Below are 14,020 nucleotides of genomic sequence, written 5' to 3'. Positions count from 1 at the left end.
CGCTAAGCTCCTAACCGTCACCAGCTAAGCCACCGCGTTGCAACGACCCCTCGAATCCGCCCGCCTGGCGTTAACAAGGGGCCCTTCCTTCGCTTTCAGCGGCCCTGGTTGGCGACCGCGGCGGCGGCCGCCTTGGCGGCCGTCGGGTCGAGGTACGTGCCGCCCAGGGTGAGCGGGCGCAGGTGCGGGTCGAGGTCGTAGCGCAGCGGGATCCCGGTCGGGATGTTCAGCTTGGCGATCGCCTCGTCGGAGATCTGGTCGAGGTGCTTGACCAACGCCCGCAGCGAGTTGCCGTGCGCGGCCACCAGCACCGTCCGGCCGGCCAGGATGTCCGGCACGATCGAGTCGTACCAGTACGGCAGCATCCGGTCGACGACGTCCTTGAGGCACTCGGTGCGCGGCATCAGCTCGCTCGGCAGCAGCGCGTACCGGGGGTCGCCCACCTGGGACCACTCGTCGTCGTCGGCGATCGGCGGCGGCGGGGTGTCGTACGAGCGGCGCCAGAGCATGAACTGCTCCTCGCCGTACTCGTCGAGGGTCTGCTTCTTGTTCTTGCCCTGCAGGGCGCCGTAGTGGCGCTCGTTGAGCCGCCACGACCGGCGCACCGCGATCCAGTGCCGGTCGGCGGCGTTGAGCGCCAGCTCGGCGGTGCGGATCGCCCGGCGCAGCACGCTGGTGTGCACGACGTCGGGCAGCAGGCTGTGCTCGCGCATCAGCTCGCCGCCGCGCCGCGCCTCGCTCTCGCCCTTCTCGGTCAGGTCGACGTCCACCCAGCCGGTGAAGAGGTTCTTGGCGTTCCAGTCGCTCTCACCGTGCCGCAGCAGGACCAGCGTCCCCACGGTGGGTCCCTCGCTCGCAGTCATACCGGTCATCCTGCCGCACCCGCCCGAGGGACACGCGGGCACCCGTCGTGACGACCACCACGTGGAAAAGCGGGTGACCTGCGGTTCCGTCCGCGACTAGGTTGTAAGGCGCTCAAGTCACACCGGTCATTACTGCAAGCGGGGGCACCACGTGCGGACGATGCGGAGCTGGTTCCGGGAAACCACCGGCGGCCTGCCGACCACCTTCTGGTACCTGTGGACCGGCACGCTGATCAACCGGCTCGGCTCGTTCGTCCTGGTCTTCCTCGCCATCTACCTGACGCAGGAACGCGGCTTCTCGCCGTCCCAGGCCGGCCTGGTGATCGGGCTTTGGGGTGTCGGCGGTGCGGTCGGCACGACCATCGGCGGCACCCTGGCCGACCGGTGGGGACGGCGGCCCACGCTGCTCACCGCACACCTGGGCGGGGCGGCCATGATGCTCGGCCTCGGCCTGGCCCGGAGCCTGTGGGCGGTGGCGCTGGGCGCGCTGCTGCTCGGCCTCTTCGCCGAGGCCTCCCGACCGGCGTTCGGGGCGATGATGATCGACGTGGTGCCGGAGAAGGACCGGCTGCGGGCCTTCTCGCTGAACTACTGGGCGATCAACCTCGGCTTCGCCTGCGCCGCGGTGCTCGCCGGCCTCGCCGCGCAGGTCGACTATCTGGCGCTCTTCGTGATCGACGCGGCCACCACGCTGATCACCGCGCTGATCATCTTCGCCCGAGTCAGGGAGACCCGGCACGCCGGCGCCGGGCGAACGGCGGGAGCGGCGGCGCCGCGCGGCGCCCTGCGCACGATCCTCACCGACCGGGTCTACCTCGGCTTCGTGGCGCTGAACCTCTTCGCCGCGCTGGTCTTCCTCCAGCACATCTCGATGCTGCCGATCGCCATGGGCGACGCCGGCCTGAGCCCGGCCACCTACGGCTCGGTGATCGCGCTCAACGGCGTCCTGATCGTGGTCGGTCAGCTCTTCGTACCCCGGCTGATCCGGGGCCGCAGCCGCTCGCACGTGCTCGCCCTGGCCTCCGTGGTGATGGGGGTCGGCTTCGGGCTGACCGCCTTCGCCAGCACCGTCTGGTTCTACGGGCTGACCGTGCTGATCTGGACGGTCGGCGAGATGCTCAACTCGCCGTCCAACTCCAGCCTGATCGCCGAACTCTCCCCCGCCGAGCTGCGCGGTCGCTACCAGGGCGTCTTCTCGCTGTCCTGGCAGGTCGCGGGAGCCAGCGCCCCGATCCTCGGCGGCCTGGTACGCGAACACGCCGGCAACGCCACCCTCTGGCTCGGTTGCGCCGCGATCGGCGGCCTGACCGCGCTGGCCCACCTGATCTCCGGCCCGGCTCGGGAGCGGCGGGCGGCCGCGCTGCGCCCCGCCGGCGAGGCGCCCGTGCCGGTGACCACCATCCAACCGCCGGCACCGCAGGCCGCCGAGGCCGCCGCCACCGCGCCCGCGCGCTGACCGATCGCGTACCGTACACCGCCAAGCACCGCCCATGATCAGGAATTCGACTGGCGCGAGCCGGCTCGAGTTCCTACGGTCGGGACGGAACGGTTAGGAAACTGAACTGTCGGGAGGTCGGGTGCGAGCCCTGCGGCGCTGGTGGCACGACACCGCAGGCGGGCTCCCCGCCACCTTCTGGTACCTCTGGGCCGGGCTGCTGATCAACCGGGCCGGCGCGTTCGCGATGCTCTTCCTGTCGCTGTACCTGACCGACGCCCGCGGGGCCAGCGAGGCGCTGGCCGGCACGGTCGTCGGGGCGTACGGCGCCGGCGGGGCGGTCGGGGTGCTGCTCGGTGGGGTGCTGGCCGACCGGTGGGGCCGCCGGGCCACCCTGCTCGCCGCGCACCTGGTCACCGCCGGCCTGATGGTCGCGCTGGCCTTCAGCCGGCACCTGGTGCTGATCGCGGTGCTCTCCGCGCTGGTCGGGGTGGTGCACTCGATGCCCAGTCCGGCCTTCGTCGCGGCGATCGTCGACGTGGTGCCCGCAGAGCGCCGCTCGCGCGCGTTCAACCTGCAGTTCTGGGCGTTCAACCTGGGCATGGCGGTCGCCTCATTGCTCGCCGGCGTACTGGCCGAGGCGAGTTTCACCGCGCTGTTCCTGGTCGACGCCGGCGCCACCCTGACCGCCGCCGTGGTGATCGGCTGGAAGGTGCCGGAGACCCTGCGCCGCGCCGCCGCGGGGGTGGACGCCGTACCACCCGCGGGCCGGGCGGCCGGCCCGCGGCGACCCGGGCTGCACACCGCGCTCACCGACCGGACCTTCATGACCTTCGTCGGGCTGACCTTCGTGCTGGCCGTGCTCACCCTCCAGACCTCCACGATCATGCCGCTGGCGATGCGCGCGGACGGCCTGCGCCCGTCGGCGTACGGCGTGGTGGTGGCGCTCGGCGGCGCGCTGATCGTGCTCGGTCAGTTGTTCGTGCCCCGACTCATCGACCGGCACCGCAAGGATGTGGTGCTGGCCGTCTCCACCGCGCTGCTGGCCCTCGGCTTCGGGGCGCTGGCCCTCGCCGACGAGCTGGCCGTCTACCTGGGTGCCGCGGTGGTCTGGACGGTGGGTTCGATGCTCGCCGCCCCGCCGAACGCCCAGATCAACGCGGACCTGGCGCCGCCGGAGCTGCGGGCCCGCTACCAGTCGGTGTTCTACCTGACCTTCCCCGCGGCGGCGTTCGTGGCGCCCACGCTCGGCGGGGTGAGTCTGCAGTACCTGGGCGACCGGCACTGGCTGATCGTGGGCGGGCTCGGCCTGCTGGCCGCCCTCGGCCACCTGCTCACCGGGCCGAGCCGGGAGCGGCACGTGGCAGCGCTGCGCCGGGCGGCCGAACGGAAGCCGGCGCGGCCGGACGGGGTGGGAACCAGCGTTCCCGGACGGACCGACACCGCGTCGATCAGGACCGGGCTCACCGAACCGCACTGACGACGCAAAGCGCCCACCACGTCCCGAAGGTCGTGGTGGGCACTCCAAGGTGGGGCCGGCGGCGGCGGGCAACACTCACCCCCGTAAGCGTCGCCCGCTCGCGCCGCCGGTCCAAACAGGTGGACACCGTCCCCCAACGGTGGATCCACCCGTCCCCCCGCGCCTCGCCTGGTGCACGGATCTGATCGATCCGCCGCTCCCCCGAACGTTTCCAAGCATGGCGCGGTGTAATAAAGCTAGTTCGCCCAGATTCCGGATTCAACCTGGCCGGCTGTCTCGCCGGTCACAGCAACCCGGAACGCTCCGGACTCGTTGTTAGCCAACCGCCGCATACCCGCCGGGCATTCCCGCAAACACTTCACGCGTCCTCCCGTTCGGGTGACTCGGTGCGGAAGAAGTTGCTCGGCCGCCCGTCGCGCAGCTGCTCCTGGTAGATCAGGTTCAGCCGGCGCAGATCGAAGGTGTGGAACCACTCGTCCCAGGTGATCTCGCGGATCCGGCTGCTCTCCCGGTAGCCGGGGATGTTGAAGGTGAGCACGCCCGCGCGGCCCTCCCGCTCCGTCCCGGCGATGGTCGCGGGCTTGGCACCGCGCTCCCCGGCCCAGCGCTGGATCACCTCGTGGTTCGTGGTGACCAGGCTCCGCCCCGGGCGCTCCGGCCGATCCGCTGGCGATGAGATCACCTGCGAGCTGCGTACCGACCGCGACGTGGTCCGCCCGGTCCGAACGGCACCACCGGCCGCCGCACCACCGGCCGCCGTGCCGCCACCGGCGGGCGCCGCCCGTCTCGCCGCCGTCGGCCGGGCCGGAGCCTTCTTCGCCGGAGCCTTCCGTGCGGGCGCCTTGCGTGCCGCCGTGGTCTGCTTGGCCGCGGTGGTCTTCTTCGCGGGAGGCGCCTTCTTCGCCGCGGTGGTCTTCTTCGCGGGAGGCGCCTTCTTCGCCGCGGTCGTCTTCCGGGCGGCGGTCTTCTTCGCCGCGGCCGTCTTCTTCGCGGCCGTCTTCTTCGCCGCCGCCTGCTTCGCCGCCGCGGCCTTCTTCGCGTCCGCCTGCTTCGCCGCCGCGGCCTTCTTCGCGTCCGCCTGCTTCGCTGCCGCGGCCCGCTTCGCCGGGGCGCTCTTGTTCGCCGGGGCGGCCTTCGCACGGCTCGGCGCCGCCTTGGCTGCCGACTTCTTCGTGGCGGCGGCGCGACCCGCCGACGCCTTGGTGCCGGCCGCCCGGCCCGCCGGGCCGGTGCTGCCCCGGCCCGCGCCGCCGCGCTCCCCGCGCATCGACCGCGCCAGCTCCTTCACCAGGTCCGGCTTGCGCAACGCCGAGATGCCGGAGACCCCGCGCTTGCGCAGTTGCCCACGGATGTCGTCCACCCGCATCCGCGAGATCTCGGACTCCGACATCCCGGGAGTGTTCGGCGTCTGATTGCCGGCCTGTCGTTTGGTCCTGGTCGCAGTCCCGCCGCGACCTGAGCTGTTCCGCTGAGCCATGGGACGCTCCCGCTCCTCGACACTCCGTCCTCGGCGCGCGGCGGGTCCCAGTGCCGCACCGCGCGGTGCGGCATACCCGTCAGGACCGGTCCGAACCACCGACGGAGGGCCAACCGGGCGGCGGGCGGACCACGCGAGGGCCGGTCAGGCCGGGTCGGGGCCTGTGCCGGAGGGCTCGAAGAGGTGGGCGAAGGCGGCGAGGTTCGCGGTCGACTCCCCGCGCTTGACCCGCCACTCCCACTCCCTGCGGATGGAGCTGCCGAAACCGATCTCCAGCATCGTGTCGAACGACTCGTCGGCGTAGGTGAGCACCGCGCCGAGCAACCGGTCCAGCTCGTCGGCATCCACCCCGGACGGGTTCACCCGCCCGGTCAGGTACACGTCGCCGACCGCGTCGATGGAGAAGGACACCCCGTACATCCGGGCGTTGCGCTGCAACAGCCAGGCCCACAGCTCCTCGCGCCGCTCGTCGGGCTGGCGCATGACGAACGCCTCCACCCTCAGCGCGTGCTCGCCCACGATCAGGTTGCAGATCGTCTTGAGCTTGTGGGTGCCGGGCAGGGTCACCGCGTACGAGCCCGGCCCGGTCGACTCCCAGGCCAGCTCGCGCTCGTCACAGACCGACTCGATCAGGGTCGCAAGATCGCTCTTGGGGCTCACCGGACCCACTCTACGACCGCCCCGGCCGGCACACCGGGTGGCGGCCGGGGCGTCAGGTCACCAGGAGCAGGAGAGCGCCGGGTCGGCGGCCAGGTCGGCGGCGAGCCGGGCGCGGTGCGACGCGATCGCCTCGCCGTAGACAGTGAGCAGGCCGGAGACCGTACGGTCCCAGGAGAAGTGGCGGGCGTGCTGCTCGGCGCCCCGGGCCAACGCCGCACGGCGGCGCCGGTCCGGCAGCAGACGGCTCAGCGCCCGGGCCCAGTCGGCGGGGTCGTGCCCGTCGATCAGCACCCCGCTCACCTCGTCGCGTACGGCGGTGACCAGGCCGCCGACGGCGGCGGCCAGCACTGGCGTACCGCAGGCCTGCGCCTCCAGCGCCACCAGGCCGAACGACTCGTTGTGCGACGGCACCGCGACCAGGTCGGCGGCCCGGTACAGCGCCGGCAGGTCGTCCCCGGTGCGCGGCGGCAGGAAGCGGACCCGGTCGGTGACCCCGAGCGTCGCGGCCAGCTCGATCAGGGCGGTCGGTCGGTCCAGCCCGCTGCCGCTCGGGCCACCGCAGATCACCACGGTCACCTCGTCGGCCAGAGCCGGATCGCGCTCGCGCAGCGCGGCGACCGCGCGGATCAGCACATCGGGAGCCTTGAGCGGTTGGATCCGGCCGACGAAGGCCACCACGTACCCGTCGACGGGCAGGCCCAGCCGACGGCGGGCGTCCCGGGAGGCCACCGAGCGGTCGCCCGGCGCGGGTCGGAACCGGGCGAGGTCCACACCGGGCTGCACGACGGCGACCCGGCCGGGGTCGGCGTCGTACCGCTCGACCAGGTCGCGGGCCTCGACCCGGGTGTTGGCCACCAGCCGGTCGGCCTCGGCGACCACCTGCTCCTCGCCGATCACCCGGGCCTTGGGCTCCGGCCGGTCGTCGGCGGCGAGCTGGGCGTTCTTCACCTTCGCGAGGGTGTGCGCGGTGTGCACCAGCGGCACGCCCCAGCGCTCCTTGGCCAGCCAGCCGACCTGACCGGAGAGCCAGTAGTGCGAGTGGATCAGGTCGTAGTGGCCAGGCGGGCGCGCCGCCTCGGCCCGCAGCACCCCGGCCGTGAACGCGCAGAGCTGGCCGGGCAGCTCCTCCTTGGTCAGCCCCTCCAGCGGGCCGGAGGTGATGTGCCGGACCTGCACGCCGGGCGCCATCTCCACCACCGGCGGCAGGTCACCCGAGGTGGCCCGGGTGAAGATCTCCACCTCGACGTCGGCCTCGGCCAACCGCCGGGCGACCTCCAGGATGTAGACATTCATGCCGCCGGCGTCGCCCGTACCCGGCTGGTGCAGCGGGGAGGTGTGCACCGAGAGGGTGGCGATCCGACGGGGCCGGGGCCACGGCTGGGTACCCCGCTGACGACCGACACCGGTGTGCAGTTCCGCCACGTCCGCTCCCCTTGTCACGGTAAATGCCGTCTCGCACGACCGGCGCTTCTCGCTCAACCTCTACGCCGGATGTCATCTTCCCCATCGGACTACGGAAATGCTTCGTGGTGGCCCCCGAGGGTGACGGACCTCATCCGCGCGGCCGGTCCGCCGCTCGCGGTCCGGCGGTTCGTGGGCGGCCCCCGCGCCCGGCGCAATGGTGCCGTGAGGCCGGGGCGACAATGGCCCGATGACCCCTGTCGCCATCGTCACCGGAGCATCCAGCGGGATCGGCGCGGCCACCGCCCGCCGGCTGGCCGCCGAGGGATTCCACGTACTCGCCGCCGCCCGCCGGGCCGACCGGCTCGCCGGCCTGGTCGCCGAGATCACCGCCGCCGGCGGGCAGGCCACCGCCGTGCCCTGTGACGTCACCTCCGACGCGTCGGTGGCCGGGCTCGCCGAGGCCGCCGCGCAGGCGCCGGGGCCGGTCACCCTGCTGGTCAACAACGCCGGCGGTGCCCGTGGGATGGACCCGGTGGAGTCCGGTCCGGTCGCCGACTGGCAGTGGATGTACGACGTCAACGTGCTCGGCACGCTGCGGGTCACCCAGGCACTGCTTCCGGCGCTGGAGGCCTCCGGCGACGGCACCGTCGTCATCGTCTCGTCCACCGCCGGCCTGGCCGTGTACGAGGGTGGGGGCGGCTACACCGCGGCCAAGCACGCGCAGACCGCCATGGCCGGCACGCTCCGCCTGGAGCTGTCCGGCCGGCCGCTGCGGGTGATCGAGATCGACCCCGGCATGGTCAAGACCGACGAGTTCGGGCTGGTCCGCTTCGACGGCGACGCGGAGCGGGCCGCCGCGGTCTACGCCGGCGTGCCCGGGCCGCTGGTCGCCGAGGACGTGGCCGACTGCATCGCCTGGTGCGCCACCCGCCCGCCGCACGTCAACGTGGACCGGCTGGTGGTCCGCCCCCGGGCACAGGCCGCCCAGCACAAGGTGCACCGGGTCGCCCAGTGAAGCGCGAGGAGTGAGCCGGGTTTGCGAGCCCTGAGGAGCGCGGGGGTGCGATGACCGGAGCGGCGCGGCGCCGGCCGCTGGGCGTGGTGACCCGGGGCACCACCAACCCGAACCGGCTCCGACGGGTGGACAACTGGATCGTCGCCACCTGCGCCGACCGGCTGCGGGCGGCAACCGACCCGCTGGTGGTCGACCTGGGGTACGGCGCCACACCGGTGACGGCGGTGGAGCTGCGGGCCCGGCTGGCCGCCGGCGTCCGACCCGACGTACGGCTCGTCGGGCTGGAGATCGACGCGGCTCGGGTGGCCGCCGCCGCGCCGGCCGCCGACCCGCCCGGCCTCACCTTCGCCCGGGGTGGCTTCGAGTTGGCCGGGCTACGGCCGGTGCTGGTCCGCGCGTTCAACGTGCTGCGCCAGTACGACGAGGCCGACGTCCCCGCCGCCTGGCGGACGATGACCGCCGCGCTCGCCCCGGGCGGGGTGCTCGTCGAGGGCACCTGCGACGAGTTGGGCCGGCTCGGCGGCTGGCTGCTGATCGACGCCGACGGCCCCCGCACGCTGACGCTCGCCGCGAAGCTCGGCACCCTGGGCAGCCCGGCCGAGTTGGCCGAGCGGCTGCCCAAGGCGCTGATTCACCGCAACGTCCCCGGCGAGGGTGTGCACGACCTGATCCGCGCGCTGGACGGCGCCTGGCACGCCGCCGCCCCCTACGCCGCCTTCGGTCCGCGCCAACGTTGGCTGCGGTCCGTGGCTCAGCTCAGGCAGACCGGCTGGCCCGTCCTGGATCGCCCGCACCGCTGGCGCCTCGGCGAAGTCACGCTCCCCTGGACCGCCGTCGCCCCCCGTACCTGACCCGCCCCCGGCGCGGGCGCGGCCGGGGTCAGAGAGTGCAGGAGATCAGGACGGGTTCGGGGTGCAGGGTGACGCCGAAGCGGGCGTGGACCGTGTCGCGGATCTCGCGGGCGAGGGTGAGCAGGTCGGCGGTGCTGGCGGTGCCGGTGCGGTTGGTCAGGGCCAGGGTGTGCTTGCCGGAGATGGCCACTCCGTCCGGGCCGGGGTGGCCCTTGGCGAAGCCCGCCTTGTCGATCAGCCAGGCGGCGCTCACCTTGACCGTGTCGTCCGACCCGGGCCAGGCCGGCGGCTCGCCCAGCGCGGCGGCGCGCTCCCGGAACGACTCGTACGCCGGCCGGGTCAGCACCGGGTTGGTGAAGAAGGAGCCGACCGACCGGGTGTCGGCGTCGGCGGCGTCGAGCACCATGCCCTTGCCGGCGCGCAGCCGCAGCACCGCCTCCCGGGCCTCGGCCAGCGGCACCCGGTCGCCCACCTCGACGCCGAGCGACCTGGCCAGCTCGGCGTAGCGCACCGGCCCGGAGATCGGGGAGCGGGTCAGTCGGAAGTCGACGGAGAGCACCACCCAGCGGTCCCGGTACTTGAAGATGCTCTTGCGGTAGGCGAAGCCGCAGTCGGCGGCGGCGATCCGCTGCCGGCTCCCGTCGACCCGGTCGTACACCTCGACCTCGGTGATAGTCTCGGCGACCTCCTGGCCGTACGCGCCGACGTTCTGGATCGGGGTGGCCCCGGTCGAGCCGGGAACGCCGGAGAGGCACTCCAGGCCGGCCCAGCCGTTGGCCACGGTGGTGGCGACCAGGTCGTCCCAGGGTTCGCCGGCCTCGACGCGTACCGTCACCGAGTCGGCGTCCTCGGTGACCACCCGCAGGCCCCGGGAGCGCACCAGCACGACCGTGCCGGCGAAGCCGGCGTCACCGATCACCACGTTGCTGCCGCCGGCCAGAATGAGCACCGGGTCGTCCGCGGCGCGTACCGCCCGGATGATCTCGTCGGCGCTGCCCGCGGTCACTATCCGGCCGGCCGGCCCGCCCATCCGCAGCGTGGTGTAGCTGGCCAGCGGACCAGGGATGGCACGATCGGCTTCGGTTGTGGGCTGGGCGTAGGCGTCTGACACGTCTTTCACCTTAGGCTGAGGGGCAGCCGTGGCACCCACTGGTGGCCCGGCACCCCCGGGAGGATGGCGATGAGCAGACTGCAGGGCACCAAGGACTTTTGGATCGGGGCACTGCGGGCGGAGGGTCCGGCCTTCGCGGCGGCGGTGGCCGAGGCGCCGCCGGAGACACCGGTGCTGTCCTGTCCGGGCTGGACGGTCAACGATCTCACTCTGCACCTCGCCGGCGTCTACCACTGGGTCTATTCGTTCGCCGGCTCCGGCCGGACCACGGTACCGCCGCGTCCCGACCGGGACGAGGCGGCCCGCGGGCTGAGCCCGCTGCAGTTCTGGCAGCAGGGGTACGACCGGCTGATGACCCTCTTCGACGGGCTCGACCCGGAGGCCCCGGCGTGGAACTGGGCGCCGCAGCCGAAGAGGGCCGGCTTCTGGCCGCGCCGGATGGCGCACGAGACGGCGGTGCACCGCTGGGACGCGCAGCTCGCCATCGCCGCCGGTGAGCCGGTCGAGGCCAAGCTCGCGGCCGACGGGGTGAGCGAGGTGCTGGACACGTGGTTGCCGGCCGGGCGCCGCCGGGTGCCGGGCGACTGGCACGGCGTGGTGCAGCTCACCGCGACCGACGCCGCGCAGGACTGGTTCCTCCGGCTGCGCGGCCAGGGAGTCGCGCTGCTGGACACGGCGACCATCTTCGACCATGACGACCACCACGCCCGGGCACAGGTGAGCGGCACCGCCAGCGATCTGCTGCTGGCGCTCTGGGGCCGGATCAGCTTCGACACGTTGGGCGTCGCGGGCGACCGCCGCCTGCTGGACGGCCTGCAGACCGGCTGACGCCGCCGGGCGGAGCCCGGACCACGCGAGACCAAGGGTGGCCATCCCGCTACGCTGGAACGACCGGCTGCCGGCGGTGATCGTGCCCGCGCTGGTCACCGGGTTCGGGGTGTTCATGATGCGGCAGTACGCCGGCCAGGCGGTCAGCGACGAGCTGATCGAGGCGGCCCGGATGGACGGCTGCGGCACCGCCCGGATCTGGTTCCACGTCGTGCTGCCCGCCCTGCGCCCGGCCGCCGCCGTGCTCGGCCTGCTCACCTTCATGACCACCTGGAACGACTTCCTCTGGCCGTACGCTGTGCTCAACGACCCGGCAAACCCGACCGTGCAGCTCTCGTTGCGGGCGTTGTCGGACGGGTACTACCAGGACATGTCGCAGGTGTTCACCGGGACGGCCCTCGCGACGCTGCCCCTGCTGCTGGTCTTCGTGCTGTTCGGGCGACAGATCATCGGCGGGATCATGGAAGGTGCGGTCAAGGCGTGAGTGATCTCCGGTTCCCCGACAACTTCCTCTGGGGGGCGGCCACCGCCGCGTACCAAATCGAGGGGGCGGCGCGCGACGACGGTCGCGGCCCGTCCATCTGGGACACCTTCAGCCGTACGCCGGGGAAGGTGTACCAGGGCCACACCGGCGACGTGGCCTGCGACCACTACCACCGGTACGCCGACGACGTGGCGCTGATGGCGGAGCTGGGGCTCAAGGCGTACCGGTTCTCGGTGGCCTGGCCGCGGATCCAGCCGGACGGCACCGGCCCGGTCAACCCGCGCGGGTTGGACTTCTACGACCGGCTGACCGACACGCTGCTCGACCGGGGCATCGACCCGATCATCACGCTCTACCACTGGGACCTGCCGCAGACCCTGCAGGACCGGGGCGGCTGGACCAACCGGGAGACGGCCGAGCACTTCGCGACGTACGCGAGCGCGGTGCACGCCCGGCTCGGCGACCGGGTGAACGTCTGGACCACGCTCAACGAGCCGTGGTGCTCGGCCTACCTCGGCTACGGCAACGGTGTGCACGCCCCGGGCGAGCAGGACCCGGTGGCGGCCTTCACCGCCGTACACCATCTGCTGCTCGGGCACGGCCTCGCGGCCCGGGCGCTGCGCGCGGCCGGCGCGCAGACCGTCGGGATCACCCTCAACCCGGCGGACGTCCGGCCGGCCGACCCGCGGAGCGCGGCCGACGCCGCCGCGGTCCGCCTGATCGACGGCCTGCACAACCGGATCTTCCTGGACCCGCTGCTGGCCGGCGGCTACCCCGACGACGTGCGGGAGCACGTGGCCCGCATCGTCGAGCCGACCTTCATCCGCGACGGCGACGAGAAGCTGATCGCCGCGCCGATCGACCTGCTGGGAATCAACTACTACCAGCCCAGCTACGTCGCCGGGCGACCCGACGGTGCCGGTGGCGGCGGCGCGTACCCGGGTACCGACGGCGCGGTGCACTTCCTGCCGCCGGCCGGGCCGCTCACCGACATGGGCTGGATGATCGAGCCGGACGGGCTCACCCGGCTGCTGGAGCGGATCGCCACCGACTACCCGGGCGTACCGCTGCTGATCACCGAGAACGGCGGGGCCTTCCCGGACAAGCCGGGCGCCGACGGGTCGGGCGGGCCGGGGCAGGTGATCGACGCCGACCGGATCGCCTACCTCGACGGGCACCTGCGCGCCGCGCACGAGGCGATCTCCCGGGGCGTGGATCTGCGCGGCTATCTCGTATGGTCGTTCCTGGACAACTTCGAGTGGGCGGAGGGTTACCGCAAACGGTTCGGGATCGTGCACGTCGACTACCTGACCCAGCGGCGCACACCGAAGGCCAGCGCCCGGTGGTACCAGGAAGTGATCTCCCGGAACGGGCTGTGACAGGCGGGGAGGGCGCGATGACGACGGCGCAACGGCCGACGCTCGAAGCGGTGGCCGCGCGGGCCGGAGTGTCCCGGGCCACGGTCTCCCGCGTGGTCAACGGCTCCACCACGGTCGCCGAACCGATCCGGGAGGCGGTCAACCGGGCGGTCGCCGAGCTGGGGTACGTGCCCAACCTCGCCGCCCGCAGCCTGGTCACCCAGCGCACCGACTCGATCGCCCTGGTCATGCCGGAGGCTGCCACCCGCGTCTTCTCCGACGACCAGGTCTTCCCCGGCATCATCCGCGGCGTCAGCCAGGAGCTGGAGGCCGCCGACAAGCAGTTGGTGCTGATGCTGGCCGGCTCGCCGGCCGGGCACCACCGGGTCGAGCGGTTCACCACCGGGCGGCACGTGGACGGGGTGCTGTTCGCCTCCCTGCACGGCGCCGATCCGCTGCCCGGCACGCTGGCCCGGCTCGGCATCCCGGTGGTGTGCAGCGGTCGGCCGCTCGACGGCGCGGTGCCGTACGTGGACGTCGACCACGTGGGCGGGGTGACCGCGGCGGTCCGACACCTGATCGACAGCGGTCGCCGGCGGATCGCCACCATCGCCGGCCCGCAGGACATGGTCGCCGGGATCGAACGGCTCAGCGGCTACCGGGACACGGTGGCGGACGCCGGGCTGCCCGAGCTCGTCGCGGTCGGCGACTTCACCCGGGAGTCCGGCGCCGAGGCGATGCGCCGGCTGCTCGCCGAACACCCCGACCTGGACGCGGTCTTCGCCGCCTCCGACCTGATGGCGCACGCCGCCCTGCGGACGCTGCGGGAGGCCGGCCGTCGCGTGCCGGACGACGTAGCCGTGATCGGCTTCGACGACATCGAGACGGCGGCGTACACCGAGCCGCCGCTGACCACCGTCCGGCAGCCGATCGTGGAGATCGGGCGGCGGATGACCCGGCAGCTGCTCCGGCTGGCCGCCGGCGAGTCCATCGAACCGGCGATCATGCTCCCCACCGAGCTGATCCTGCGCGACTCGGCGTAGCCGGGGGCCCT

General features: G+C 73.2%; 12 protein-coding genes and 1 pseudogene. 8 read left to right on the top strand and 5 right to left on the bottom strand.

Annotated features, from left to right (window positions below; genetic code table 11):
• Positions 1-95: 95 nt before the first annotated feature.
• Positions 96-863: a phosphoglyceromutase gene (locus tag ACFOW4_RS03165; RefSeq protein WP_377524224.1), complete on the bottom strand. Its 768-nt coding sequence runs from the start codon at positions 861-863 to the stop codon at positions 96-98.
• A 151-nt stretch (positions 864-1,014) separates the two neighbouring features.
• Between ACFOW4_RS03165 and ACFOW4_RS03160 the strand changes: the two genes are divergently transcribed.
• Together ACFOW4_RS03160 and ACFOW4_RS03155 are read left to right on the top strand one after the other, a co-directional pair.
• Positions 1,015-2,319 carry an MDR family MFS transporter gene (locus ACFOW4_RS03160; RefSeq protein ID WP_377524222.1) on the top strand — a complete coding sequence of 435 codons (1,305 nt, stop codon included), beginning with the start codon at positions 1,015-1,017 and terminating at the stop codon, positions 2,317-2,319.
• 121 nt (positions 2,320-2,440) lie between these two features.
• Positions 2,441-3,778 carry an MFS transporter gene (locus tag ACFOW4_RS03155; protein WP_377524221.1) on the top strand — a complete coding sequence of 446 codons (1,338 nt, stop codon included), beginning with the start codon at positions 2,441-2,443 and terminating at the stop codon, positions 3,776-3,778.
• A gap of 358 nt (positions 3,779-4,136) precedes the next feature.
• On the opposite strand, the gene ACFOW4_RS03150 is transcribed toward ACFOW4_RS03155, so the two are convergent.
• The 3 genes from ACFOW4_RS03150 to mshA form a co-directional block, all read right to left on the bottom strand.
• Positions 4,137-5,045, bottom strand: a complete 909-nt coding sequence (locus tag ACFOW4_RS03150; RefSeq protein WP_377524228.1) for a hypothetical protein — start codon at positions 5,043-5,045, stop codon at positions 4,137-4,139.
• Positions 5,046-5,399: 354 nt separating this feature from the next.
• The gene (locus ACFOW4_RS03145; RefSeq protein ID WP_377524219.1) at positions 5,400-5,915 is read right to left on the bottom strand and encodes a YbjN domain-containing protein; all 516 of its coding nucleotides are present in this window, start codon (positions 5,913-5,915) and stop codon (positions 5,400-5,402) included.
• 57 nt (positions 5,916-5,972) lie between these two features.
• Positions 5,973-7,337 carry a D-inositol-3-phosphate glycosyltransferase gene (gene mshA, locus ACFOW4_RS03140; RefSeq protein ID WP_377524218.1) on the bottom strand — a complete coding sequence of 455 codons (1,365 nt, stop codon included), beginning with the start codon at positions 7,335-7,337 and terminating at the stop codon, positions 5,973-5,975.
• Positions 7,338-7,566: 229 nt separating this feature from the next.
• Here mshA and ACFOW4_RS03135 point away from each other — a divergent pair, with 229 nt between their 5' ends.
• Together ACFOW4_RS03135 and ACFOW4_RS03130 are read left to right on the top strand one after the other, a co-directional pair.
• Positions 7,567-8,334 (top strand): SDR family oxidoreductase, encoded by a 768-nt coding sequence (locus tag ACFOW4_RS03135; RefSeq protein ID WP_377524216.1) that lies wholly within the window; start codon positions 7,567-7,569, stop codon positions 8,332-8,334.
• A gap of 50 nt (positions 8,335-8,384) precedes the next feature.
• Entirely contained in the window at positions 8,385-9,185 is an 801-nt protein-coding gene (locus ACFOW4_RS03130; protein ID WP_377524215.1) for a class I SAM-dependent methyltransferase, read from the top strand.
• A gap of 28 nt (positions 9,186-9,213) precedes the next feature.
• On the opposite strand, the gene ACFOW4_RS03125 is transcribed toward ACFOW4_RS03130, so the two are convergent.
• The gene (locus ACFOW4_RS03125; RefSeq protein WP_377524214.1) at positions 9,214-10,296 is read right to left on the bottom strand and encodes a UDP-N-acetylmuramate dehydrogenase; all 1,083 of its coding nucleotides are present in this window, start codon (positions 10,294-10,296) and stop codon (positions 9,214-9,216) included.
• A 69-nt stretch (positions 10,297-10,365) separates the two neighbouring features.
• Between ACFOW4_RS03125 and ACFOW4_RS03120 the strand changes: the two genes are divergently transcribed.
• The 4 genes and pseudogenes from ACFOW4_RS03120 to ACFOW4_RS03105 all read left to right on the top strand — a co-directional run bounded on the left by ACFOW4_RS03120 (position 10,366) and on the right by ACFOW4_RS03105 (position 14,009).
• Positions 10,366-11,124: a maleylpyruvate isomerase family mycothiol-dependent enzyme gene (locus tag ACFOW4_RS03120; protein WP_377524212.1), complete on the top strand. Its 759-nt coding sequence runs from the start codon at positions 10,366-10,368 to the stop codon at positions 11,122-11,124.
• Positions 11,125-11,173: 49 nt separating this feature from the next.
• Positions 11,174-11,608 (top strand): annotated as a pseudogene (locus ACFOW4_RS03115) (carbohydrate ABC transporter permease); the annotation flags it as partial.
• Positions 11,605-12,987: a GH1 family beta-glucosidase gene (locus tag ACFOW4_RS03110; RefSeq protein ID WP_377524211.1), complete on the top strand. Its 1,383-nt coding sequence runs from the start codon at positions 11,605-11,607 to the stop codon at positions 12,985-12,987. The pseudogene ACFOW4_RS03115 and the gene ACFOW4_RS03110, both read left to right, overlap by 4 nt.
• A 17-nt stretch (positions 12,988-13,004) precedes the next feature.
• Positions 13,005-14,009, top strand: coding sequence for a LacI family DNA-binding transcriptional regulator (locus ACFOW4_RS03105; RefSeq protein WP_377524209.1), 1,005 nt, complete (start codon positions 13,005-13,007; stop codon positions 14,007-14,009).
• Positions 14,010-14,020: the final 11 nt, after the last annotated feature.

The sequence above is a fragment of the Micromonospora sp. GCM10011542 genome, from assembly GCF_042650685.1.
Classification (GTDB): Bacteria; Actinomycetota; Actinomycetes; order Mycobacteriales; family Micromonosporaceae; genus Micromonospora.
The sequence above is the reverse complement of the archived record's forward strand: the minus strand, read 5'-3'. Positions and strand labels throughout refer to the sequence as shown.

What these genes read in the sequence shown, in the direction of transcription:
- ACFOW4_RS03165 (WP_377524224.1), bottom strand. Translation starts at nt 863, where the DNA reads ATGACTGCGAGCGAGGGACCCACCGTGGGGACGCTGGTCCTGCTGCGG.
- ACFOW4_RS03150 (WP_377524228.1), bottom strand. Translation starts at nt 5,045, where the DNA reads ATGCGCGGGGAGCGCGGCGGCGCGGGCCGGGGCAGCACCGGCCCGGCG.
- ACFOW4_RS03135 (WP_377524216.1), top strand. Translation starts at nt 7,567, where the DNA reads ATGACCCCTGTCGCCATCGTCACCGGAGCATCCAGCGGGATCGGCGCG.
- ACFOW4_RS03130 (WP_377524215.1), top strand. Translation starts at nt 8,385, where the DNA reads ATGACCGGAGCGGCGCGGCGCCGGCCGCTGGGCGTGGTGACCCGGGGC.
- ACFOW4_RS03120 (WP_377524212.1), top strand. Translation starts at nt 10,366, where the DNA reads ATGAGCAGACTGCAGGGCACCAAGGACTTTTGGATCGGGGCACTGCGG.
- ACFOW4_RS03105 (WP_377524209.1), top strand. Translation starts at nt 13,005, where the DNA reads ATGACGACGGCGCAACGGCCGACGCTCGAAGCGGTGGCCGCGCGGGCC.